We start from the raw sequence: 22,936 nt of genomic DNA on the forward strand, positions 1-22,936 counted from the left end.
CGGCACTCGGACGGCCTTTTTAACGACACGTCACGTTAAACGCACGCCGACACGCCTACAGCCACTTGGCCTGACCGGCATCATAAACACCACGTTTAGTTCCTATAGGCCACATCGCAGGGCTTCGTATCCACTACGACACACCTATGCGAGTATAGCCATAGCCAACGGTGCCGATGTCAAGACTCTGCAATCATAGTTGGGGCATGCCAGTGCAACCGAGACATTGAACACCTACAGTGCGTTGTGGCCGGAACGGTTGGGCGAGGTCGCAAGTGCTGTCGATCAAGCTAGGCCGGCTGACATCGTGTCTAATCGTGTGCAGCACAAGGAAACCAAGGAAAAGAAAAACCCTCAGAAACTCAACGTTTCCAAGGGGTAAGGGGTGGAGCTAGCCGGGTTCGAACCGGCGACCCTCTGCTTGCAAAGCAGATGCGCTACCAGCTGCGCTATAGCCCCATGTGAAAAAAAGAGCGGCTCACGAGCCGCTTGATTTTTCGACGTGGGCCCGGGAGGACTTGAACCTCCGACCTCATCCTTATCAGGGATGCGCTCTAACCACCTGAGCTACGGGCCCGATCCGTACGCTAAAAGCGCACAAGCAGATATAGTACCATATTTGAGACTTCCGTCAACCCATGGGTATCCGGCGTGTCGTTGTATGCGGAATGCAGTACCGCTCGCACTTCTTCGGTGTCGACTACGCTGATGGACATGTGTGGACGATTCGCCGCGGAGCTTGATTACCCAGAGATTGCGCAGATACTGCACGCGCAACCATCCGCCGGATTGCCCGGGAAATCATGGAATGTCAGCCCCACGCAGACCATCGCCGTCATCGGGCAGGACGCGCGTGGGGTCAATCATCTCGCATCCGCCTACTGGTCGCTCATTCCACCCACCGCCGAATCGAAGAAACTCCCCTACCCCACGTTCAACGCCCGCATTGAATCAGCGCTCGACAGGCCGACCTTCGCGCAGGCCGCGCGGCATAATCGTGCGATCATCCCCGTATCCGGCTACTACGAGTGGACGGCGGAACGCAAACCCTACTACTTCCACGCCAAAGACAATCGGCCGTTGCTACTGCTGGGGCTATACTCCTGGTGGCTGTCGCGGGAACGGGCGAACGCCACCTGGCTGCTCACCGCAACCATTTTGACGCGTGACTCGGTCGGTATCGCCGCCCAAGTCCACGACCGGATGCCGGTGCTCTGCAATCCGCAACACGCACAGGAATGGCTCAATCGCAGCGTTTCCGGAGACAAGATTCTCCCCGAGGCGTCCGCGTATGGGGCGCGGCTGTCGCAGTCATTGCTCGCAAGTCACGAGGTTGCGCCATTGCATGGCGATGGGCCGGAACTCACCGAGCCGTATGATGAGATGATGCTGCGCTTCTGATTGCCGGGCCATAGCGTCCACCGGCTCTGTGGCCGCATACAGGGAACAGAAAGGACCATGCCGTGACCTACCGACGCCGCACATCAAGACGCCTTACTTCGACGGACATCATCGATATCGGCGGGATGACGGTCACGGTGATCCGCAAGCCGATTCGCAACATGTATCTGCGCGTCCAGCCGCCGAACGGCGACATTCGGGTGACGGCGCCCACGCGGATATCCACGGAGGCCATCGAGACATTCGTCAGCACGCGCAAGACGTGGATTCGCGCCCAGCAACGCAAAATCCAGCGGATGCAACGCGATACGATGCGGCTTGTCGGTGGGGCGACGGGCGAGGAACATCCGGAAAGCCAGCTGCAGCACTTGAACGACCAGGCGGGAAGACAACCAAGCGTGGGTGAGCCAGATTCATCCGGAATCGGTAGTCGTGATACCGACAACCGCAACATCGGTAGCCGTGACTCCGTGACCGTGTGGACTGCCGATGTGCAGCGACGTGCCCGCCAATCGCTCGAATGGCAGCTCCCGGCGCTGCTGGACCATTGGACGCGTGTGATTGGGCGCTCGCCGACACGGATCACCTTCCGCATCATGCGGTCGCGATGGGGGTCATGCACCCCGGCGACAGGGCGGATTCGGCTCAATCTTCAGTTGGGACTCATGGAACCGCGGTTCCTTGAGTATGTGCTGGTTCATGAGATGACCCACCTGTGGGCGGGCGGCCACGGGCCACGGTTCCAGCAGTTGATGGACCGGTTCCTGCCTGGCTGGCGCGATCTGCGCCGTGAACTCAACCGTTACGCCGTGCTGTGATGTCGACGATTGCCTGAGGTGGTGTTCTCCGGACCGGTCGTTCTCGAAATGGTCAGTGGGCCGCCGTATCGCTGTCGTGTGATTCGCCGGTATCCGCCGTGGCCTTTCCACTATCGGCAATATCCACATGGTTGGGCGAGCCGCTTTTGCGTACGGCGATGGTCTCAATCCGCCGCCCGTCGACTTTTGTGACGATCATGTCGTAGCCATCATCAGAGTGCAGAACATCACCCACAGCGCCCATTTTTCCGGTGTGCGCGAGGAAATACCCGGCGACCGTCTCATACGGGCCGTCTTCAAGTTCGATACCGGTCAGATCGGCGAAATCCTCAATGGTCATTCCGCCGTCGATCGTCGCCACGCCGTTGACGAACGCGGTGTCCGGCGCGGTCTTGCCGTCCTTGGTTTCCGGCAGATCATATTCATCGTGGATATCGCCGACCAGCTCCTCGGTCATATCCTCAAGGGTCACGATGCCGTCCGTACCGCCGTATTCATCAATGACCACAGCGAGGTGGATACCGCTCTTGCGCAGCAGCTCAAGGCTGGGCAGCAGCTTCGACGTGCCCGGCAGCGAGATGCCTTCACGGGTGATATCCGCCACGGTTTTCGCATGCGGGTTGCGTACATCCAGCAGGTCGCGCACGTGCACGAAGCCAAGCACGTCGTCGAAATCCTTGCCGGTGACCGGGTAACGCGAATATGGCATTTCGCGCACGTAGGCGGCGGCATCCTCGATGGTCATATCGCCCTCGAGGAAGACGACATCGGCGCGCGGCCGCATCACCTCGGCCACAATCGTTTCGGAGGCGTCGAACACATCGTCCAGGATTGTGCGCTCGTCCTTGCCAAGCCGCGTATTGGTGTTGACCAACACGCGCAGCTCCTCATCAGAAACCTCGCTTTCCGTCTCGTTCGGGTCGAAGCCGAGCAGACGGACCAGGCCGTTCGTGTTCTTGCCAATCAACCAGATAATCGGCTTACAGACCTTCGCGAACACGTCAATCGCCGGCACCACCGCGCGGGCGATCTGCTCAGTGCGTTGCATGGCGATGCGTTTCGGCACCATTTCAGAGATGACAATCGAGCAGTACGAAATAATCAGCGTCAACACGATAGTGGTCACCGGAGCGGCGATATGTTGCGGAATGCCCCAGCTGACCACAACAGGCACGATCATCGGGGAAATCGCCGATTCGCCGAACGATGCCGACAGAAATCCGGATAGGGTGACGCCGAGCTGCACAGTGGACAGGAAGGTGTTTGGGTCGCGTGCGATGCGTGCGACACGTGCCCCTCGCGCGTCCTCCTGCTCCATCTGGTCGAGCTGTGAACCGCGTAGGCTCACCAAGGCCAGCTCAGTGCCCGAGAACACCGCCCCGAGCACGAGGAAGATGAAGATCAGCAGGACGTTCAACCACAATGACGACATACTTCCACTGTAGAAGATGCGCCGGTCAAGGTGATACGGGATCGGGTGCGTTGCCGACGCGGAAAACCGGTGGTGTGTGCAGGCCCGCCTGCAGGCGGGCTTAGAAGCTCAATACCTCCACGAGCCCGGTGTCCATGCAGTAGCGTGCGCCGACGATTATCAGTCGCTCATCCGCCAACGCCTGCTGAATCGGTTGCGAGCGGTCCACCAATTCCTCGATGGTGTGGGCGATATGCACGCGCTCGATATCCTCGTGTTCGCGCAATTGCGCCTCATACGCCTGCAATACAGACGGACCGACCGACCGCACAATCGGGGATTGCGCCTCGGGAAGCAGATTTTCCAAGGATTCTTCAAGCTGGTTTTGTGCGTCCTGTGCCGCTTGGGCATCACCCATCGCTTCGATGTCATCGATGACGGAAGCCAGCGATTGCGCGGTTTCAGACGAATCATCGCCGTGCCTCACGCGCGACGCCAACACGCCAAGCTGTTGATCCGCGGCTTGGATGGCGCCACAATGCTGATGCCCGAGAATGACCAGCAGACTGACATGCAGCTTGTCCACGGCGTATTCCAGCGATGCGAGCACGCTGTCGTCAATGATTTGCCCTGCGGTGCGAACGGTGAACATGTCGCCGAGACCGGCGTCGAAGATGATTTCCGGCGGCACCCGGGAATCCGAGCAAGACAGTACGGCCGCGTCGGGACGCTGAGAATCGATGAGGGATTCGCGGGTTTCACGGTCCTGCCAGGTGTGTGTCATCTTGCCTTGGGCGAAACGCCGGTTGCCGGCCAGCAGACGGCTCCACGTGGAGGTTGCGGTCGGTTCGTGTTGGGCGTCGTCGTCATTGAATGTCTGGTCTGCCATGTGGCCTCCTGCCTGTGATGTGCGTTGCCATCGTATCGCGGATTGCGCTATGCCGTGGGCTGAGCGGTTTCGGCGCGGTACAGCCGGGCGGATGCCGGCACAACACGGGTGCCGCGCAACCCAATGTGACAGACAACACACTGTGATGATTACCACAGCGGAAATCCGAGTTTTTCCATCCGTCATGGTCTAGCATGAGAGCCACGCGGGGTCGGAGCCTCCGGGCCCGTACATAAGGCGGGCCGTGCGCGAAGCCCGCCGGAATCGAACAACGAGACGACGAGGTGCACCATGACACTACTGCAACACGAACTCACCGACTTCACTGTTCAGGCGTTCCAGAACAACGATTTTCATGAAGTGACCAAGGCTGATGTGCTCGGTCACTGGTCGCTGTTCTTCTTCTATCCGGCTGATTTCACCTTCGTATGCCCGACCGAGCTTGAAGACCTCGCGGACCATTACGAGGAGTTCAAGAAGATCGGCTGCGAAATCTACTCCGTCTCCCATGACACGCACTTTGTGCACAAGGCATGGCATGACGCGAACGAGAAGATCGCGAAGATCCAGTATCCGATGCTCGCTGATCCGACGGCGCTGCTCGCCCGCGACCTCGACACCTACAACGAGGAGCTGGGCCAGGCCGAACGCGGCGACTTCATCATCAACCCGGAAGGCAAGGTTGTGGCCTACGAGGTGATTTCCTCCAACGTCGGCCGCAACGCCGAAGAGCTGCTGCGTCGCGTGCAGGCGTCCCAGTTCGTCTACGAGCACGGCGACCAGGTCTGCCCGGCCAAGTGGGAGCCCGGTGAGGCGACCATCGCGCCGTCGCTGGATCTCGTCGGCGAGCTGTGACCTTCGGCTGATTGGCTGAAACGGTTTTCATTCCCTATCACGGATGCCGTCACCGGTCGCAGCACACCGCAATCAGTGAAGGTTGTGGCCGCGTCGGGTGGCGGCATCCGTCATGTGAACCCGTAATCGTTTCGATGACGAGGAGCTGACAATGCAACAGCAAGATGATTTGTATGATGTCGTGGTGATCGGCGGCGGCCCGGCGGGCCTGACCGCAGGACTATATCTGGCGCGTGCGCGATACCGCGTATTGATCTTGGAAAAGGCGGATTTCGGTGGACAGATCACCATCACGTCCGAAGTAGTCAACTATCCGGGTGTCGAACGCACCGATGGCCGCAAACTCACCGCGACCATGCGCAAGCAGGCGCAGAATTTCGGGGCGGAATTCAAAGTCGCCGAGGCGACAGGACTGGACGTGGATGGCGATATCAAGGTCGTGCACACCAATCGTGGTGATATCCGCTGCTTCGGCATTCTCATCGCCACCGGAGCCTCCCCACGCAAAATCGGCTTCACCGGCGAACTGGAGTATGCAGGCCGAGGCGTGGCCTACTGCGCCACCTGTGATGGTGAATTCTTCAACGGACGTGAAGTCATCGTGGTCGGCGGCGGATTCGCGGCGGCCGAGGAATCGGTGTTCCTGACGAAATATGCCAGCAAAGTCACCATTCTTGTGCGCGAAGGCGATTTCACTTGCGATGCCGCCGTTGCCGCCGAAGCCAAGAACCACCCGAAGATCGAGGTGCGGTACCATACGCAGCTCGACGGGGTCGCAGCCGGTTCCGGCGGGCTGACCGAAGCGACGTTGCGCGATACGCGCACCGGTGAGACGAGCGTGTGGAAGCCGGCTGATGGCGGTACCTTCGGCGTGTTCGTGTTCGCTGGCTATGTGCCGCAGACCGAACTGGTCCGTGGCGTGGTGGAACTTGACGACCACGGGTATGTGGTCACGCACGGTTATCTGGAGACTTCGGTCCCCGGAGTGTATGCGGCCGGCGATTTGCGCGTCAAGAATCTGCGCCAGGTGGTCACGGCGACCGCGGATGGCGCCATCGCCGCCGTTGAACTGGAACGGTATGCCAAGCAGCTCAGTGAGAAAACCGGGTTGCTGCCGCCGCGCCCGACCTCATCCACCTACGAGCAGCAGGAAGCCAAGGCCGCGAAGGCCGCCAGTGCATCGGGCACGTCCCCGGCACCGGCGCCGCAGCGCCCCGGTGTTGCTTCTGCCGCGCCGACCGCTGGCAATCATGCATTTTTCGATGACGCGATTCGCCAGCAGCTTGCGGTCGTGTTCTCGCGGATGGCGTGTCCGCTGGTATTGAAGCTTGAGCTTGACGATTCCCCGATGTCCAAGGAATTGCAGGCGTTCATCGGCGAGATGACCTCGCTGAGCGACGGCAAGTTGAGCACGGTGGTCGATACGGCTCCGGCGACCGGCGGCGATGTCTCGCTAGATGATCCGCTGCCGGATGCGCGGCCGAATGTGCGGTTGTGCACGATTGGAGCTAACGGTGAACCGCAGGAAACCGGCATTGCCTTCCATGGCGTTCCGAGCGGGCACGAGTTCAACTCCTTCGTACTCGCCCTGTACAACGTGGCCGGTCCGGGGCAGGCGCTCGACCAGGACACCGCCGAACGGATCGCCTCGATTGGCCAACCGGTCGATGTCATGCTGCTCGTCTCCCTCACGTGCACGATGTGCCCGGAAACCGTGCTCGCGACCCAGCGCATCGCCGCGGCGAACCCGAAGGTGCGGGCGGAAGCTTACGATATTGCGCACTTCCCCGAGCTCAAGGACAAGTTCAACGTGATGAGCGTGCCGTGCATGGTCATCACCCGGCCCGGTGCGCAGCAGACCATCGAATTCGGCAAGAAATCGGTGCCGCAGATGCTTGATCTGCTGGGAGCCTGATTTCTTTCGTGCGGCTGTTGGGCCGGCATCGTACCCGTTTTGAAATCGCGCCCGTCGTGTGGATATCATCCCGCGCGACGGGCGCTTGCTTTTCCGGCAGTTGCTGATGGGGGCGAGAGCGCGGGAGTTTTGGATGGATTTGTGGGGCGGTGGAGATCTCCCGGGAGTTTTGGGCGGACTCGTGGGGTGGTGGTGATCTCCCGGGAGTTTGGCTGTGATGGCCGGGTTCGGCGATATTGTGCCAAGGAAATCGTTGATATACCAATGCGACTCGAATCGGCCCGATGGGAGATTATGGCCTGAATCGCGCATGTTGCGAGAAGTCCCGCGCAAATGCGGGAGAACGCGCTGCCATCGGTGGATATCATGCAACCTCTCGGAGGATAGGGTGGACAGGCGTTGGGCGAGAATCGAATCCTCATACCCGCAAACTCCCGGTAGGGTCAGATCAGCTCGGATGGGGCGGGGATGCGGGAGTTCTGGGTGATTTGTGGGGGATTTCCGGGGAGTTTTGGGCGGACTCGTGGGGTGGTGGTGATCTCCCGGCAGGCGGGGCTGGACGATGACATTCCCGAGTAGTCAAATGCTGATGAGTGAAGTCATATCGTCATGACATGTGATGAGTTGAGTATGTCATCGTATGCTGAGCGGACCACGTTCGCAGTATCGTCTTCGAATCGTTGCGGTATCTGACAGGTTGTGTGTCATCGCATGCGCGGTGAGGCGGATTGTGCGCTCGGAGACCGAATCAGCGGGATAACTTGCGGGTTGTGTATGTCTGGACATACGCAACGTGCGCTTCCGGTTCATTGTTACCGGATCGCCAAGGTATCTGACGGGTTGCGTATGCAGGTGCATGCGCAACGTGACTATTCGTGGCCAACGTCACTTGATAGTCAAGGCATGTGACGGATCGCGTATGTCGTCAGATACGCAGCGGGTGGTTTCCCGGTCGTCGTTGCCGAAGCGTCAGGGAAACTGGCATGTTGTGTATGTCGTCAGATACGCGGCGCAACATTTCCTGATGATTCATTCGAATCGTCATGGGCTTTGATGAGTTGTGTATGCCGGCGCAGACAAGTCGCGCAGAGGTGTCTCACAAGTCACCCCAAAACGCGAGAAGGCCCCGCACCCCGCAGGGTACGAGACCTTCCCGTTGCACTGGTCGGAAATTGAAATCAGCCCGTGTTCTGCAGGCCTGCAGCGACACCCGAAACGGTGCACAGGATAAGGTAGATGAACTCTGCCTGTTGGCTTTGGCTGAGTTCTTCCTTGTCCACCTTGCGACGCAGCGAACGCAGCGCCAGCACCTGGGTGACGGACAGGGCGTCCACGTACGGGGAACGCACCCTGATGGCCTGGCCGAGCACATGACGATGCTGCAGCGGCCACGCGTCGCCGACGATGCGCAGCACCCACTTGCGGGTCAGACGCATCTCGTCGAGCACCTTGTCACGCAGGTCGTCACGGTCGCCGAGCGCCAGATACATCTTGGCGATACGCTCGTCGGTTTTCGCAATCGACATTTCGATGTTGTCGATGAAGGTGGAGAACAGCGGCCATTCCTCATACGCCTTACGCAGCGTATCCAGGTCGCCGAACTTCTCGCACGCCGTGCCCAGGCCGTACCATGCGGCGAGGTTGATGCGCGCCTGCGACCATGCGAACACCCACGGGATGGTGCGCAAATCGTCCAGCGACTTGGCGCCCAGACCACGCTTGGCAGGACGGGAGCCGATAGGCAGCAGACCCACCTCGGCGAGCGGGGTGACGGTCGAGAACCATTCGGCGAAGTCCGGCGTGTGCAGCAGGTCGAGGAAGCGCTCGTGCGAGGTCTCGTTGAGCTCATCAGCCATCGACTTGTATTTCGCGGTCATCTCCGTGTTGATCTTGTCAATGCTCGGAGCGGACTGCAGAAGCGTTGCCGCGGCGACAGACTCGATGTGGCGGATGCCAAGCACCGGGTTGCCGTACCGGGCGAAGATGACCTCGCCCTGCTCGGTGAGCTTGAAACGGCAATTGACCGAGCCGGCAGGCTGCGCGAGCACCGCGCGGTTCGCCGGGCCGCCGCCACGACCGACAGCGCCGCCACGACCGTGGAACAGCGTCAGATCGATATCGTGTTCCTTGGCCCACTTGGCGATACGGCCTTCAGTCTCATGCAGCGCGAGGATGGATGTGGTCGGGCCGGCGTCCTTGGAGGAATCCGAGTAGCCGAGCATGACCTCCATCTTGCCGCCGGTTGCCTTGAGACGTGCCTGCACCTCCGGGATCTTAATGATTTCGTCGAGCACATCCACCGAGTTCTCGAGATCCTCAAGCTGTTCGAACAGCGGGATCACATCGATGGTCGGCACGTCCTCCGGATGGGCGAAGGCGAGACGGTTGAGCTCGTACACGTCGCGCACGTTCTGCGCGGACTTCGTGAAGGAGATGATGTAGCGGCGGGCGGCCTTGATGCCATTGCGCTTCTGGATGGCACCCAGAGCGCGGAAGGTGTCGAGCACCTCATGGGTCATCGGCTGCAGTTCGCCGCGTTCGCCGTGCAAACCATGCTCGCGGATGTCCTCGAGCGCGCGCGAATGCACGACTGAATGCTGGCGGAACTCCATCTCCACCATGTGGAATCCGAAGGTCTGCGCCTGCCAGATGAGATCCTGCAGCGGGCCATACGCGGCGCGCGGGTCGCCTGCGGCGGCGAGGGAACGCTGCACAATCTTCAAATCCGCGATGAAATCATCGCAGGACTTGTACATGAGATCGGCGTCGCGCTCGATGGTGTAGTGCAGACGATCGGCCATCACCAGCATGACGGCGCGATGCATTTCCTTGGTGGAAATCAGCGCGGCCTTGGACGTGAGCCGTTCGCTCATTTCCTTCTGGTGATTCCACAGGTTCTTCAGCTCGGCGCTCGGCGGCGTGGTTCCCGCTTCCATGGTGAGGTTGCGGCCGACGGTGCGGCAGGCCTCTTCAAGAGCGGCAATTACATGGTCGCTGAACTTGCGGGCGACCTGGCGGCTGACCTTCGCAGTGACGTTCGGGTTGCCATCACGGTCGGAGCCGATCCAGCTGCCCGGATGGAAGAACGCGGGGCACACCGGTGGGACGAGACCCGCCTTGTCGCCGAGGATCCAATCGTCGAAACGACGGTAGACGAGCGGAATCGTGTGGAACAGCGTGTTGTCGAAGATATCGAGGATGGTGTCGGCTTCTTCAACAGGCGTCGGCTTCTTCAGGGCAATCGGCGAGGTGCGGAACAGCGCGTCGATCTCGTTGTACAGACGACGGTAGCTTTCCTTCTTGTCGGAGCCGCCGAGCATCTTGCTGCTTTCCAGCAGCTGGGCGATACGGCGGATCTTGCCTTCGACAGCCTTACGGCGGGCTTCGGTCGGATGCGCGGTGAACACGGGGTGGAACTCGAGCTTGTTGAGCAGCTCCTTCGCCTTCGCCGGGCCCATTTCAACAATGAGCTTGTGATAGGCGTTGGTCATCTCATTGACCGGGTCGACCACCTCGTCATCGCTGACTGCCGCTTCGCGCTGATGCAGCACGGATACGCGGTAGTTCTCTTCGCACAGGTTCGCCAGATGGAAGTAGGTGGTGAACGCGCGCGCGAGCAGCTGCGCATCATGCAGATTCATCGCATCGATGGTTTCAACGGCCTTGTCCAGCTCGCGCTGCCCCTCACTCGGGTCGGTGTGAACACTGGTGAAATGCTCGGCGCTGGCGTCGGCCACATATTGGCGGACGGTATCGAATGTTTCGAGCAGTTTGGGATCGAATTCGCCAAGCACTTCGCGCACGATCTGCAGACACAGATCCATGTCGTGCTTCAGCGAATCAGGGAGAGCACGCTCTTCCGGGCCTTTGGTGCCCGTGCCGGACGTCACGATACCGGCGTCGGCTGGCGTGATTTGCTGATTTTCTGTTGTCATTGAACCTCCTTTTCCAAACCTTCGGTTGTTCGGTCTGCCGGTCTTCCGTGGCTCCTCCACGGTTGTGGTGCCGGCCGTTGCGAACCCAAAGCCGTCGGTTCAGCGGTTGCAGTGGCATTATACGACCGTGTTTTCGACGGGCGTGTAACATGTCCGAAATCTGTCCGCAGATTGACCGAATGATGGACAGGATGGTGAATCGGCTGTTTTCCGGGCATTCTGCCGGTGTTGCGGACCGTACGGGGTATGGCTTGCGATAGTAATGGAACCGTGACTTCACAACAGCCTTCACAGCATCCTTCACAACAAGAACATCAGGGAACCGGACTGCGGGACAACGCGCAGACAGGCGGCGTCAAAAATGCCGCGGCTGCGGTGAGGAAATACCATACGCATTCCATTCCACTCGACATGGAGGATATCGAGCGTGACTGGGACAAGCCGATCACCGAGGCTGGGATCGCGGCGAAAGCCAGTGTGATTGTGCGCGTCGGCATGCTGGATTTGGGGGCGGGCACCGGCAGCTTCCGTGTGCGCGAAATGATGCACCGCATCGCGTACCCGTTGGGTGTGCATGTGCGCGCCGACGTGAATCTGACCGATATCGAAGCGGCCTGCACGGACGGACACGACCGGATCACCGAAGTGGTGGACCTGCCTACCACCGGTGTCAATACCGAGCGGATCTGGCTACTTGAGCATTTCGCTGACTGGTTTAACGTCAATCTCGGCACTGGATCGATGTATCACAGCCGCACCGAAGTGTCCGAAGGCCTGATGCAGCATCTCGACCAGCGCGATGCCTCCCAGGTGTCCGCCGACCTGTCCAAGCAGCTGCGCAAAGAACGCAAGGGAATCAAGGAAAACATGGGCAGCGAGGCCCAGCGCGAACTGTGGGATCAGGCGACCGAAGCCGATGACGACCCGGTGCTCGACGCGCTCGAACACGCCGAGCAGGCCCGTCCCGGCACTCAGGATGCCCAGACGGCGACGCCGCTGGATATGCGGGGTATCGACCGTGCGGAACGTGAACAGGGTGGCCAGGCGGGGCGCGAGGCCGAATACCGCGCCGAACGCGGACAGAACGCGCAGTCCCGCGGTGAGCGTTACGATGATGCCCGGGAGCGCCGAATTGCGCGGCGGCTCGAACGTACCCAGCGCCCCCCGAAAGGCGAGTACGCAAGTCATTTCGACCATGTCGGCCAACGTCCCGAGCATCGGCGCGAAGTCACCGTACGGCAGGCACATGAACGGCTTGACATGATTGAACACCGCAAACCCTTGTATTCCCCGGCGTTTGCAGGTCTTGCCTCGGCGTGCGCATGCGCGGCCTTCGTGTTCCTGCTTGGCGGCGGCCCGTATGACATGATCGGCGCTTTCGTAGGCGCAGGGCTTGGCCATTGGCTTCGTCGGCGGATGTTCGTCCACCATCTCAACCAGTTCTTCGTGACCTTCATATGCGTGAGCGTGGCGGCGCTGGCCTGCACGGGTATGCTGCGTCTGATCGGCTTGTTCGACCCCGTTGCTTTACAACATGACACCGCGTATATCGGGGCGATGCTGTTCGTCATTCCGGGCTTCCCGATGATCACGGGCGGACTGGATATGGCGAAGATCGACTTCCCATCAGGCATCCAACGAGTGGCATACGTGCTGTGCATCGTGCTGATTGCCACACTCGCCGGCTGGATGGTCGCCTCGATTGTACATCTCAACCCGCAGGGATTCGAGCCCTTGGGGCTCAACCCGGTGATTGAGTGCTTGCTGCGCATGGTGTTCGCGTTCATTGGCGTGTGGGGCTTCTCCGTGATGTTCAACTCCCCGCAACGTATGTGCCTGGTCGCAGCCGTGATCGGCATGATCACCGATACACTGCGTCTGGAAATCGTGGATATGGGTGTGCCGGCCGAAGCCGGTGCGTTCATCGGCGCTCTGCTTGCCGGGCTGCTCGCCTCCGCGTGGCGGTCGTCGGTCCGGCGCGGATTGCTGCCGCCACACTTGGGGTATCCGCGCATCTGTTTGACCGTGCCGTCCATTGTGATCATGGTGCCCGGCATGTATATGTATCGCGCGATGTTCTACCTTGGGGCTTTCGACACGCTGCATGCGTTGGACTGGGCGTTCCGTGCGTTCATGGTGATCATCTGCCTGCCGATCGGGCTGGTGATGGCTCGCGTACTCACTGACAAGAGCTGGCGGTACGACGTGTGAGGCGTGTTCGCGTTGAGCTCTCAGTCTCGCGATGCTGTGATTTTTATTTCGTGATTCCGATGTCGTGATTTCTCGGACACGACGCCCCGAAAACGGAGATATCGGGAAGAATCTCTCAATATCTCGATGTGGGCGTCGAATTCGCGAGATTTTCAGACTTCGCGGTTCGTCCTGTCGATGTTGGAAACCTACGAATCGTTGATATTCCAGGATTTCTGCGACACGGCTGGTATGGTGTGTGACCCGCTGGATCTTCATTTCTCCCGCGATTGCCGGTTTCATGCGAGTTTTTCTGACTTTTCTCTCAATATCTCGCACGTTTTGCCTTTGGACGCGAGTTTTTCAGATGTCGGCATTGGAAGTCGGCAATAGGCTGCGGGTGAGTGGCGTGCGGGTGGGCAATGGGGGAATGCGGCCGATAAGGACAATCCCCGCATCCGAAAAAGAAACCCCGGCGGTGGGTGCCGCCGGGGAGGAGAGAAAGGAGAGAGAAGAAGAAAAAGGGGTTGAATTATCGGGAACTGGTGTTCCTGATCAGCTGTTTGCTGACATGTTCTATGAGAACTCACGATGCTGTGGGCAACCCGATGTTTTCCTGAAAGTATTCTGCCAATACCGTGTTGAAATCGTGCTGATGTGGGTGCAATCAAGCGAAATCGGATCCAAACGACTGAGCGGACCGACATAAGCGCCGCAATCGTACCGAAGCGGACGCAATCCGCGATGGCCGCGCCGCCGCGTACACTGGCATACAGTGAATCCGCGGCCGTGCCCGCAAGCCGGCGGCCGCGATGAGAGCACATCGTACTTGCCAAGGAGAATCTCATGCTGCTGTCCGACCGTGACATCCTCGCCGCACAGGCCGACGGTCATATCTCGCTCGACCCGTGGACGCCCGAGATGGTGCAGCCCGCTTCCATCGACGTGCGTTTGGATCGTTTCTTCCGACTGTTCAACAATCACGCCTACACCTATGTCGACCCAGCTGAAAACCAGGGTGCACTGACCGAACAGTTTGAAGTCCAGCCTGACGAGCCGTGGATCCTGCACCCCGGCGAATTCGCGCTCGCCTCCACATGGGAGTATGTGAAACTCGACCCAACCATCGCCGCCCGCCTGGAAGGCAAGAGTTCGCTTGGCCGCTTGGGTATCCTCACCCATTCCACCGCCGGTTTCATCGATCCCGGTTTCGAAGGGCATATCACGCTCGAGCTGTCGAATGTGAGCACCTTGCCGGTCAAACTGTGGCCGGGCATGAAAATCGGCCAGATGTGCTTCTTCCAGCTGAGTTCCCCTGCCGAACATCCATACGGGTCGAAGGGTACCGGCTCGCACTATCAAGGACAGCGCGGGCCGACCCCGTCACGTTCGTATATCAACTTCTACCGCGCGAAAGTCGACGACTGAGCCTCGGTAGTCCTTGGTTCTCACGTGCCGTTGGTATTCCGACGGCACGTTTGCGTGTCTGCGGTTTGCAAGCCTGCAGCCAGCTGATTTCGGTGACTGAGCCGCCTGTAATCGCTTCCAGATGCTTGAAGCCGTTTGAAATCACTCGCACGCGTGTCGTCGTCACTTATCCTCGCCCATCGTCAATCGTCGTCACGCGTGTCATCATGCGCCCCGCCGCCCGTGCCTTGTCGTCACATGACTTGTCATCTCGTGACATATCGGCAATGCGTGCGAAACGAGATTCGCCTACTACGGCAAGGGTATTCGGATTCCCTAATGTCTGGAATTCCGGGACCCCGCCACAAGCCACACCCAAGGAGAGTTTGGAATGACCTACGATTTCACGTCGCTGATGGAACGGCACGGCAAGGACGCGCTCGCCGTCGATGGTCTGGGTTCCCATCCAGGATTCGCTCCGGATCCGCCAAAACCCGGCTTCGACGTGATCCCCATGTGGATCGCCGACATGAACTTCCCCACGGTTCCCACCATTGCGCAGGCGATTATCAAGCGCGCGAAGCATCCGGCTTTCGGATATTTCCAGATGAGCGACGAGTATTTCGATGCGATCGCCGGCTGGCAGCGCGACCGCAACGGCGTCAGCGATATTCCGCGGGAGGCGATCGGCTATGAGAACGGCGTGCTCGGCGGATTGATGTCCGCCGTCGCGGCGTTTGCGGCTCCCGGAGACAAGATTCTGCTGCACAGCCCCACTTACGTGGGATTCACCATGGCACTTGAGAACGCAGGATACGCCATTGAGCACAGTCCGCTCAAGCTTGACGAGCACGGTGTGTGGCGCATGGATTTCGACGATATGGACCGTCGTCTCAAAGAGCATCACATCCATGTGGCGGTATTTTGCAGCCCACACAATCCTTGCGGTCGCGTATGGGAGCGGTGGGAAATCGAAGAAGCGATGGAAGTGTTCCGCCACAACCATTGTGTGGTCGTCTCCGATGAAATCTGGTCGGATATCTTGCTTGACGGGCACCGGCACATCCCCACGCAAACGGTGAGCGAGGATGCGAAGCGTCGGACGGTCGCCTTGTACGCGCCGTGCAAGACCTTCAACGTGTCCGGCTTGGTCGGCGCGTATCACATCATCTACGACAGCTATCTGCGCGACCGGGTTGAGGCGCAGGCGTCAAAGTCCCATTACAACGAGGCCAATGTGCTCGCCATGCACACGCTGGTCGGCGCCTATACGCAGGAAGGCCGCCAGTGGCTTGACGAGCTGCTTGCCGTGTTGTCGCGTAACGTGGGGCTTATGTTCGATTACCTCTCGTCGGTGGATGGCGTGGAACTCGCCCGACCGGAAGGTACGTACATGCTGTATCTGGACTGCTCACGCTGGTGTCGGGAGCACGGCGTGACCATCGAGGAGCTTGAGAAGCGCGGCTGGGATGTGGGCGTCGCTTGGCAGGACGGTGTGATGTTCGGCATGCCGGACTCGATCCGCATGAACGTGGCGCTGCCGGAAAGCCGTGTGCGTGAAGCGATCCGCCGGTTGAAGGAATACGTGTTCTGACATCCCAGGGGGTGTTCGCTCTCGGCGACGGGTAAGCCGGTGTTGCGGCGGCTAGCATGGGAGGCATGGCAGACGTGAAGATGATGGGGCCGAACGAGTTGCGCGAATACGCGAAACGCGGCCAACGTGAGCATGACGAGGCGAATAAGGAGCTGGAACGTCGTTGGCACTCCTATGACGGATTCCTTCCGGATACGCCGTTCAAGTCGATTCTCGACGGCGACGACGGCGAGTGAGCGGCGGGCTGGTATCTGGGTGCGACTGCTGCGTCGCACGGCAGGCGGATTCGATTTGGTTTGGGATTGACGCGGTTGGTATTTGCCCGATGTGTGATCGGACTGTCGCATGACGGGCAGACAAGGGTCGGTCTGAGTGAGGATTGGTCGGTATCTGTCCGCTGTGCGACTACCGTGCCGCATAGCAGACAGATACCGCAGCAGTGTGCCACGTCAGTGATCCAGCTCGTCCGCATCCGCATAGAACGCGAGAATCCGCTCAAGATAAGGCCCAAGGATTTCGTTCGGCATGCTGAAGATTTCATGCAGCGCGCTGGGGACGCGCACGAGTTTCGCGTTCCCCCCGGCGTTGCGCACCCAATGGATGAACCGGTTCTGCGCTTCGTTGAGCACCCACTGGTCATGTCCCGCTTGGAACAGGAGCAGGGGGGTATCGATATTCGCGCACGCCTGCGGTTTCTGCACGGCATGTGACAGTTTCAACGACTGCCGCACCCATTCGAAGGTCGCCGCATACGTCTGGTTGTGTGGGTCGTCGATTCGCTGCTGCTGATACCAGCGCACCCGCGCCTCGCACGCCCCCGGATAATCATTCATATCAAGTTCGGGGGTGAACTCGCTCTGTCCGAACACGATATGCTTGTCCATTCCGAGTATGCACATCAGGCTTGAGAGCAGATACGCGATCCAATTCGGCATTCCTGTCTGTGGGGCGATCATCGGGCTGGACAGCACAGCCCGGTCGAAGGTGTCGGGATATGTTTCCAGCAGCGCGGCGCCGACGCCGCCGCCCATCGAATGGCTGTACAGGAACAGTGGCCGTCCGCCCGCGCATTCCCGGCCTACTTCGAAAGCGAATTTGTTGAGGTCGGCGACGTATCGATGCCAATCGTCAATCCACACTAGGGACGGATTGTCGATATCGCGTACGGAACGGCCGTGTCCGCGTTGTTCCAGGAAACACACGGAATATCCGGCGAGCATGAAATACCAGATCATTTCGCTGTATTTCGTCGCGAATTCAGTGAAACCGTGTGATATGACGATCGCCCCGTTGAACATCGCCGTGGCGCCTTCGATATTGAGCTTGTCGAATTCCTTGGCGTCGTAGCAAACGTAATGGAGTTTGCCTTCCTTCGCCGCTTTGCCCAGCCCGGGCGCCTGCGCAGGGTCCATCCATCCTTCGGTGCTGCACTGCCTGAGTGCGGGCATAACGACGGTGTCCATCTGCGCCTGGTAATGGCTTTCGTCAATGAGCGGAATGGTCATGCCACCTACTGTAGTCGAAGCGGGGTCGCCGGGGTATTGGCCATTCGCCTCCCAAATGACCAATACCCCGGCTTCATCAGCGCGTTGGTGTTGATTGCTGCTGTTTCCGCTGTCCCGCTATGCCCGCGGTGCCATACCCAGCGACTGCATCAGGAAGTCGCGCTGCAAAATGAGCAGGTTACGCGCGACTGTCGGGTCGTTGGTCATGTGGGTGATGCCGGTGAGCGGCAGGAAAGTGTGCGGCTTGCCGGCGGCCATCAGGGCTTGCGACAGGCGCAGCGAGTTGGCGATGCTCACGTTGTCGTCCGCGAACCCGTGGATCAGCATGAGCGGACGGCTCAGCCCGGTCGCGTCCTCGATGATGCTGTTGGACCGGTAGGTCTCCGGGTCGAGGCCGAGATACCGTTCGGTGTAATGCGTGTCGTACAGGGTCCAGTCGGTGGGAGGGGCGCCGGCGCACGCGGCCTGCACGGTTTGTGGCGCGTCAAGCACGGCGAGCGCGGACAGGAAGCCGCCATATGACCAGCCGATCATCGCGACGCGGTCGGTGTCCGCTTCCGGGGCCGCCTCCTGCAAGGCGTGTACGGCTTCGACTTGATCGGCGAGCGTGACACGCTTCATGTCGTGGAAGATTTCGCGATCCCATCGCGGTCCGCGGCCGGTGGTGCCGCGCCCGTCGGCGGTGACGACCAGGAAACCTTGGTCCGCCCACCATTGCGCATCCCAGTATGCTGCCTGGCTGAGGGTGACTTCCTGATGGCCCGGGCCACCGTACGGTTTGAGTAGGACGGGCAGTCGTTGTGCGCCTGCGTACGGGCTGTCGATGCTCGGCCGGGTGATGGCGGTATACAGCCGGTGCTCGCCCAATCTGACGAACCGCGTATTCGGCGTGAATCCGGGTGTTTGAGCATGATTGGCGATGTCGGCGCGCAGATGGTTGTCAAGTGCGGGGAACCGGTTCGCGGTCGTGGGGTCACCGTCGGCGTCGAGCGCGAAAAGATGGACCATCTGTGATTTCGCATGATCCATATCCCTGCCGGACACGACGATTCCGCGTCCTGTGCGCGATGCGGTCCACACGCCTGGCGACATGGTGACCGGCGTGATCGAGCCGTCATAGCCGAATCGCACTACGTCGAAGCTGCGGGCGTCGTGTTCGTCCGCCTGGTCGGCCCATGCGTCCGGAACATCGGTGGCCTGCGGATTATCGGGTGTACGTTGCACGACGGCGAGCACGTCAGTGTCGCCGATGTCCAGAACCGTGCGCATCTGCCAGCCGACCGGGGTGAACGCCTTGCCGCCGACAGTGAGACGGTTGGTGTCCGTATCCATGTCGTTAAACGCGCACACCAGGCGCCCATCCGGGGTGAATGCCGGCGTTCCGGCGATCAAATCGAGCCACTGGGGGTTCGTGTGTTCTTCGAGCACGGTGGTGGTGCCGTTGTGTTCGACTTGGAGCACCTGGTCGTGATTCTGCAGCCGGTTCTGCACGAGCAGCAGCGGACGATGCCCTGCCGTCCACCGCACGACGGCGAGATACTCGTACGCCTTGCGGTCCCATGCGATGCGCCGGGCGTCCATGCCGCTGTACTTGCCGTGCCCGTCGAATTCAAGGTCAACCAGGGTGAGGAAGACGTCCGCGTTGCGGGTCAGAGCTTGTGGATAACGACGTGAGGTCGCGTTGCGGTCGGGGTTCGTGGGATCGCTGATATACCAAGTCGGTTCCGCGGAGCTGTCGAAGGTTTCGAAGATGACGGCGTTGGAGTCGGGCGACCACCAGAATCCGTCATACCGGTTCATTTCCTCGCCGGCGGCGAATTCTGCGAGGCCGATGCTCCACGTGTGTTCCGCGGGGTCGGGACCGTTGTGGACGCCCCAGATTGCGCGGATGCCGTCGTGAAGCGGTGTGATGGCGTTGGGGCTGTCGGGTGTGTTGGGCGCGCCGGATTCGTTGGATTCGTTGGATTGCGGCCAATCCGCGATATCCACCATGACCAGATGCTCGCCGGTTGTGTACAGCACATGACGGCCGTCCGGGCTGATGCGGGGGTTGAGCACCGGCAGCAAGTCGTTCGGATCGGTGTTGTCTACGGTGTCGAAGGCATCATCCTCGTCAGCGCAGGTGTGATGGACGTGCGCGTCATCGATGTGCGGGGTGTCGTCAGCGTCCGGTGTCGCAGACAGAGCATCTACTGCAAGCTGTCGTGTGCGCGCACCGCAGCCGTTATCGTCGATTTGCGTGAGGAACAGCTGACCGTTGATGGTGAAGACCACGCGGTCGCCTGCCGCATCGACCGAATATGACACGATGCCTTGCCCGCCTTCGCGTGCGCGTTCGCGACGGGCCCGTTCGGCGGCGGGAACTTCTTCGGCGTCGGCGTTGGGGAGCAATTCGCGCGGGTCGGCGAGCAGGATTTCCTCGTGTGTGCCGGTGGCGGTGTCGAATGTACTCAGCCACAGGGATGTGACGCTGTCCTCTGGGCCGTCGGAGCGCAGGAACAACGCCCGGGAACCGTCCCCGATTACGGTTGCCGAACGCGGTGCCCCGCAGGTGAACCGCAGGGTGCGGGCTTTATGTTCCGGGAACTGTTCGATGGCGGATTGGATGGTTGCCGCGGCGGCAGATGTCGTCACTGGTGTCGTGACCGTCGATGCAGTGATTGCTGACGTGTCTGCGGAAGGCTTGTCGCCGGCTGCCCGCTCCAGCTTGCCGCTGACGGAACCGATGGTATGCGTATGGAGTTCACTCATGCTTTCAGCCTACTCTGGTGCGGGCTTGTGAGGAAGGTACCGCGATTGAAGGCCGAGTGCAGTCCGTCGCTGTTGAGGACCGGTTCCGATTTCGTCCCGTGTTTTCCGATTTGGTCCATGGATTCGGGCATGTTGACGGGTTGCGGGCTTGCGGTTTGATGACCGGCGCGGATGGATTGTTGATATTCCACGGTTTCGTGATGCGGCTGTGGTTGGTGGTGTGCATGAAGGTCGGTGCAATTGTGGACTGAATCGGTATTGGGGTCTTGTTCTTTGATTTGGTCCATGGTCTGGTGGATTCAGGCTGTAGAGGCCAGCAATGGTTGATTGTTGTGATGTGGCCTAAACGTTGGAATTCCAAGGTTTTGCGGTGTTGCCGTGGTCAGTGGCCGGGTGCGGTCCTGCTCCTGCTCGGACTGGCTCCGATTTCGGCGTGTGATTCCCGATTCGGTGCCGGAGTGTCCGGTTTCCTCAACAATTCCGCCCTTCTCCTGATGACCTGAAGAATCCTCTCGCAATCCCGGCCCCGCCCTCCGCCCGCAAACGCAATAACCGAACATGCCGCCCGCGCGAGCCCGGTGAACCACTTTCATCTCCCCCACCTCAACTCAATCCATCTCTCCCGACCCATCTCTTCCACCACAACCTCACCTCACCTCAACCCCGCCTCCCCGAACCTCACTCCTCCCACCTCAACCCATCTCTTCCAATCCTCTCTAAACCCAACCCACCTCTCAACCCCACCTCTCAACCCCACCTCTCAACCCCACCTCTCAACCCCGCCTCTCAATCCCCACCTCCTCAAACCCTGCCTCCCCCAAACCCCACATCCCCACCCCACCTCGCCCGTCCTTCCCCCAAATTCCCACAAACGCAATTCCCGCCCTCTTTCTGGGCGGCATCACCATCCGCGCACCATTGAATGAAGAAATTGCAAGTATTGGCGTCTGATTTTGGTCGTGGTGGTGACACAGCGTAGGATGGACGAGGATATAGAAAGGGATCACTATGAGCGTTCTCGACCGTTTTGAAAAGAGCGTGGAAGGCGCCGTCAACGGTGTGTTTTCGAAGTTCGGGTCCAAGGACCTGCAGCCCGTCGACCTGTCAAGCGCTCTCGAGCGTGAGATCGACGCCGAAGCCATGCCGGTCGGCCGCGATCGCACGGTGGCCCCGAATGAGTACCGTTTTAAGCTGAGCACCCCTGATTTCGATCGGATTGAGCAGTGGGGCAGCGAGGCGCTTGCCAATGAGCTTGCGGATAATCTCACCCAGTATGCCAAGAGCCAGAATTACGCTTTTGTCGGTCCGGTTGTGGTGATTTTCGAAGAGGATCTTGACCTGAGCAAAGGCAACTTCAAGCTGAGTTCGGAATCCGTGCAGGGCAACGCAGTACCCGTCACAACCGACAACCAGTCGCAGGACAGCCCGATGCTCGAAATCAACGGCAGCCAGTATCTGCTGACCAAGCCGAAGACGGTAATCGGCCGTGGTTCCGGCTGCGACATCGTCATTGACGACCCGGGCATCTCCCGCAAGCATCTTGAAATCGACATCACCGATAACGGCGTGATCGCACGCGATCTCGGCTCGACGAACGGCACATTCGTCGAAGGGCATCAGATTCCCGCGGCCACGTTGCTTGACGGCAACACCATTACCATCGGCCGTACCCGCATCCTGTATTGGGCTTCGTCGCAGGATCAGGACTGACCCAGCCTGAGAGCGAGTTTCGTTATGCCCACCGAACTTACCTTCGCAATCCTCAAGTACGGGTATCTCATCCTGTTGTGGGTGTTTCTCTGGCTTGTCGTGCGTTCCTTGCGTCGTGATATCGAGACGTTCAGTCCCCACAAATCATTGTCGCGTCGTCGCCGTGATCGTAAAGCGCGCAAGGCGTCAAAGAGTCCCACACCCGCAGCGCCGTCTGCGGGCAGATCATCCGCGCCAACGCCGCGTCAATCCGCTCAGCCGACCTTGCTGGTCGTCATCGACGGCCCGCTCGCCGGAAGTTCCGTTCCTCTGGGGAACGCGCCGATTACCCTCGGCCGTGCGGCGTCCAATACCGTCGTGCTTGATGACGAATTCGTCTCTTCGCATCACGCCCGTGTCTATCTTGATCCCGCAGCCGGCTCGTGGGTGATTGAGGATCTTGGCTCCACGAACGGTACGGTGGTCAATCAGCGCCGTATCAGCGCTCCGACGGTGTTGCCCGCTCGTGTCCCTGTCCGTATCGGCGCCACGACGTTCGAGCTGAGGTGATGCCTG

The 22,936-nt window shown here is 60.1% G+C and carries 17 protein-coding genes and 2 tRNA genes; 11 read left to right on the forward strand and 8 right to left on the reverse strand.

All coding sequences use genetic code 11. From position 1 onward, the window contains the following. Positions 1-386: 386 nt before the first annotated feature. Positions 387-459 (reverse strand) — tRNA-Ala (locus tag ACTQYB_RS06925). Between the two features lie 44 nt (positions 460-503). Next, positions 504-577, reverse strand: a tRNA-Ile gene (locus ACTQYB_RS06930). Positions 578-714: 137 nt separating this feature from the next. On the opposite strand from ACTQYB_RS06930, the gene ACTQYB_RS06935 reads away from it, so the two are divergent. Both ACTQYB_RS06935 and ACTQYB_RS06940 read left to right on the forward strand, forming a co-directional pair. Continuing rightward, complete coding sequence (locus tag ACTQYB_RS06935) at positions 715-1,401, forward strand: SOS response-associated peptidase (RefSeq protein ID WP_441482298.1); 687 nt, start codon at positions 715-717, stop codon at positions 1,399-1,401. 62 nt (positions 1,402-1,463) lie between these two features. Continuing rightward, entirely contained in the window at positions 1,464-2,219 is a 756-nt protein-coding gene (locus ACTQYB_RS06940; protein ID WP_441482297.1) for a M48 family metallopeptidase, read from the forward strand. Between the two features lie 52 nt (positions 2,220-2,271). Here ACTQYB_RS06940 and ACTQYB_RS06945 read toward each other — a convergent pair whose 3' ends face one another. Together ACTQYB_RS06945 and ACTQYB_RS06950 are read right to left on the reverse strand one after the other, a co-directional pair. Further along, complete coding sequence (locus tag ACTQYB_RS06945) at positions 2,272-3,651, reverse strand: hemolysin family protein (RefSeq protein ID WP_412171176.1); 1,380 nt, start codon at positions 3,649-3,651, stop codon at positions 2,272-2,274. Positions 3,652-3,751: 100 nt separating this feature from the next. Beyond that, positions 3,752-4,519 (reverse strand): carbonic anhydrase, encoded by a 768-nt coding sequence (locus ACTQYB_RS06950; protein ID WP_412171177.1) that lies wholly within the window; start codon positions 4,517-4,519, stop codon positions 3,752-3,754. A 291-nt stretch (positions 4,520-4,810) separates the two neighbouring features. Between ACTQYB_RS06950 and ahpC the strand changes: the two genes are divergently transcribed. Continuing rightward, a complete protein-coding gene (gene ahpC, locus ACTQYB_RS06955; protein WP_029576242.1) occupies positions 4,811-5,374 on the forward strand; it encodes an alkyl hydroperoxide reductase subunit C in 564 nt (187 codons plus the stop codon). Positions 5,375-5,525: 151 nt separating this feature from the next. Beyond that, complete coding sequence (locus ACTQYB_RS06960) at positions 5,526-7,289, forward strand: FAD-dependent oxidoreductase (protein WP_441482296.1); 1,764 nt, start codon at positions 5,526-5,528, stop codon at positions 7,287-7,289. A gap of 1,178 nt (positions 7,290-8,467) precedes the next feature. On the opposite strand, the gene ACTQYB_RS06965 is transcribed toward ACTQYB_RS06960, so the two are convergent. Then, positions 8,468-11,224: a phosphoenolpyruvate carboxylase gene (locus ACTQYB_RS06965; RefSeq protein ID WP_441482295.1), complete on the reverse strand. Its 2,757-nt coding sequence runs from the start codon at positions 11,222-11,224 to the stop codon at positions 8,468-8,470. Between the two features lie 411 nt (positions 11,225-11,635). On the opposite strand from ACTQYB_RS06965, the gene ACTQYB_RS06970 reads away from it, so the two are divergent. The 5 genes from ACTQYB_RS06970 to ACTQYB_RS06990 all read left to right on the forward strand — a co-directional run bounded on the left by ACTQYB_RS06970 (position 11,636) and on the right by ACTQYB_RS06990 (position 16,651). After that, the gene (locus ACTQYB_RS06970; protein WP_441482300.1) at positions 11,636-13,435 is read left to right on the forward strand and encodes a threonine/serine ThrE exporter family protein; all 1,800 of its coding nucleotides are present in this window, start codon (positions 11,636-11,638) and stop codon (positions 13,433-13,435) included. Positions 13,436-13,781: 346 nt separating this feature from the next. Next, positions 13,782-14,123: a hypothetical protein gene (locus ACTQYB_RS06975; RefSeq protein ID WP_441482294.1), complete on the forward strand. Its 342-nt coding sequence runs from the start codon at positions 13,782-13,784 to the stop codon at positions 14,121-14,123. A gap of 137 nt (positions 14,124-14,260) precedes the next feature. Continuing rightward, positions 14,261-14,842, forward strand: coding sequence for a dCTP deaminase (gene dcd, locus ACTQYB_RS06980; protein ID WP_015449560.1), 582 nt, complete (start codon positions 14,261-14,263; stop codon positions 14,840-14,842). Positions 14,843-15,212: 370 nt separating this feature from the next. Next, complete coding sequence (locus tag ACTQYB_RS06985) at positions 15,213-16,415, forward strand: MalY/PatB family protein (RefSeq protein WP_441482293.1); 1,203 nt, start codon at positions 15,213-15,215, stop codon at positions 16,413-16,415. Between the two features lie 65 nt (positions 16,416-16,480). After that, a complete protein-coding gene (locus tag ACTQYB_RS06990; protein ID WP_239646933.1) occupies positions 16,481-16,651 on the forward strand; it encodes a hypothetical protein in 171 nt (56 codons plus the stop codon). A 213-nt stretch (positions 16,652-16,864) separates the two neighbouring features. On the opposite strand, the gene ACTQYB_RS06995 is transcribed toward ACTQYB_RS06990, so the two are convergent. The 3 genes from ACTQYB_RS06995 to ACTQYB_RS07005 form a co-directional block, all read right to left on the reverse strand. Beyond that, entirely contained in the window at positions 16,865-17,920 is a 1,056-nt protein-coding gene (locus ACTQYB_RS06995; RefSeq protein ID WP_321046432.1) for an alpha/beta hydrolase, read from the reverse strand. A 117-nt stretch (positions 17,921-18,037) separates the two neighbouring features. Further along, positions 18,038-20,671, reverse strand: a complete 2,634-nt coding sequence (locus tag ACTQYB_RS07000; protein ID WP_441482292.1) for an alpha/beta fold hydrolase — start codon at positions 20,669-20,671, stop codon at positions 18,038-18,040. Continuing rightward, complete coding sequence (locus ACTQYB_RS07005) at positions 20,668-20,958, reverse strand: hypothetical protein (RefSeq protein WP_033506976.1); 291 nt, start codon at positions 20,956-20,958, stop codon at positions 20,668-20,670. The genes ACTQYB_RS07000 and ACTQYB_RS07005 overlap by 4 nt, the downstream gene beginning before the upstream one ends. 721 nt (positions 20,959-21,679) lie before the next feature. On the opposite strand from ACTQYB_RS07005, the gene ACTQYB_RS07010 reads away from it, so the two are divergent. Both ACTQYB_RS07010 and ACTQYB_RS07015 read left to right on the forward strand, forming a co-directional pair. Further along, positions 21,680-22,381 (forward strand): FhaA domain-containing protein, encoded by a 702-nt coding sequence (locus tag ACTQYB_RS07010; protein WP_015449566.1) that lies wholly within the window; start codon positions 21,680-21,682, stop codon positions 22,379-22,381. Positions 22,382-22,405: 24 nt separating this feature from the next. Next, positions 22,406-22,930, forward strand: a complete 525-nt coding sequence (locus ACTQYB_RS07015; RefSeq protein WP_441482291.1) for an FHA domain-containing protein FhaB/FipA — start codon at positions 22,406-22,408, stop codon at positions 22,928-22,930. Positions 22,931-22,936 lie beyond the last annotated feature (6 nt).

This window comes from Bifidobacterium sp. LCP19S3_E9 (assembly GCF_052121135.1).
Taxonomy (GTDB): domain Bacteria; phylum Actinomycetota; class Actinomycetes; order Actinomycetales; family Bifidobacteriaceae; genus Bifidobacterium; species Bifidobacterium thermacidophilum.

Bases quoted from the DNA above. Each gene is read 5' to 3' on its own strand.
- ACTQYB_RS06970 (WP_441482300.1), top strand. From the start codon at position 11,636: ATGGAGGATATCGAGCGTGACTGGGACAAGCCGATCACCGAGGCTGGG.
- dcd (WP_015449560.1), top strand. From the start codon at position 14,261: ATGCTGCTGTCCGACCGTGACATCCTCGCCGCACAGGCCGACGGTCAT.
- ACTQYB_RS06990 (WP_239646933.1), top strand. From the start codon at position 16,481: ATGGCAGACGTGAAGATGATGGGGCCGAACGAGTTGCGCGAATACGCG.
- ACTQYB_RS06935 (WP_441482298.1), top strand. From the start codon at position 715: ATGTGTGGACGATTCGCCGCGGAGCTTGATTACCCAGAGATTGCGCAG.
- ACTQYB_RS06945 (WP_412171176.1), bottom strand. From the start codon at position 3,651: ATGTCGTCATTGTGGTTGAACGTCCTGCTGATCTTCATCTTCCTCGTG.
- ACTQYB_RS06975 (WP_441482294.1), top strand. From the start codon at position 13,782: ATGTCGGCATTGGAAGTCGGCAATAGGCTGCGGGTGAGTGGCGTGCGG.
- ACTQYB_RS06985 (WP_441482293.1), top strand. From the start codon at position 15,213: ATGACCTACGATTTCACGTCGCTGATGGAACGGCACGGCAAGGACGCG.
- ACTQYB_RS07000 (WP_441482292.1), bottom strand. From the start codon at position 20,671: ATGAGTGAACTCCATACGCATACCATCGGTTCCGTCAGCGGCAAGCTG.
- ACTQYB_RS06960 (WP_441482296.1), top strand. From the start codon at position 5,526: ATGCAACAGCAAGATGATTTGTATGATGTCGTGGTGATCGGCGGCGGC.
- ACTQYB_RS06950 (WP_412171177.1), bottom strand. From the start codon at position 4,519: ATGGCAGACCAGACATTCAATGACGACGACGCCCAACACGAACCGACC.
- ACTQYB_RS06995 (WP_321046432.1), bottom strand. From the start codon at position 17,920: ATGACCATTCCGCTCATTGACGAAAGCCATTACCAGGCGCAGATGGAC.
- ahpC (WP_029576242.1), top strand. From the start codon at position 4,811: ATGACACTACTGCAACACGAACTCACCGACTTCACTGTTCAGGCGTTC.
- ACTQYB_RS07010 (WP_015449566.1), top strand. From the start codon at position 21,680: ATGAGCGTTCTCGACCGTTTTGAAAAGAGCGTGGAAGGCGCCGTCAAC.
- ACTQYB_RS07005 (WP_033506976.1), bottom strand. From the start codon at position 20,958: ATGGACCAAATCAAAGAACAAGACCCCAATACCGATTCAGTCCACAAT.
- ACTQYB_RS07015 (WP_441482291.1), top strand. From the start codon at position 22,406: ATGCCCACCGAACTTACCTTCGCAATCCTCAAGTACGGGTATCTCATC.
- ACTQYB_RS06965 (WP_441482295.1), bottom strand. From the start codon at position 11,224: ATGACAACAGAAAATCAGCAAATCACGCCAGCCGACGCCGGTATCGTG.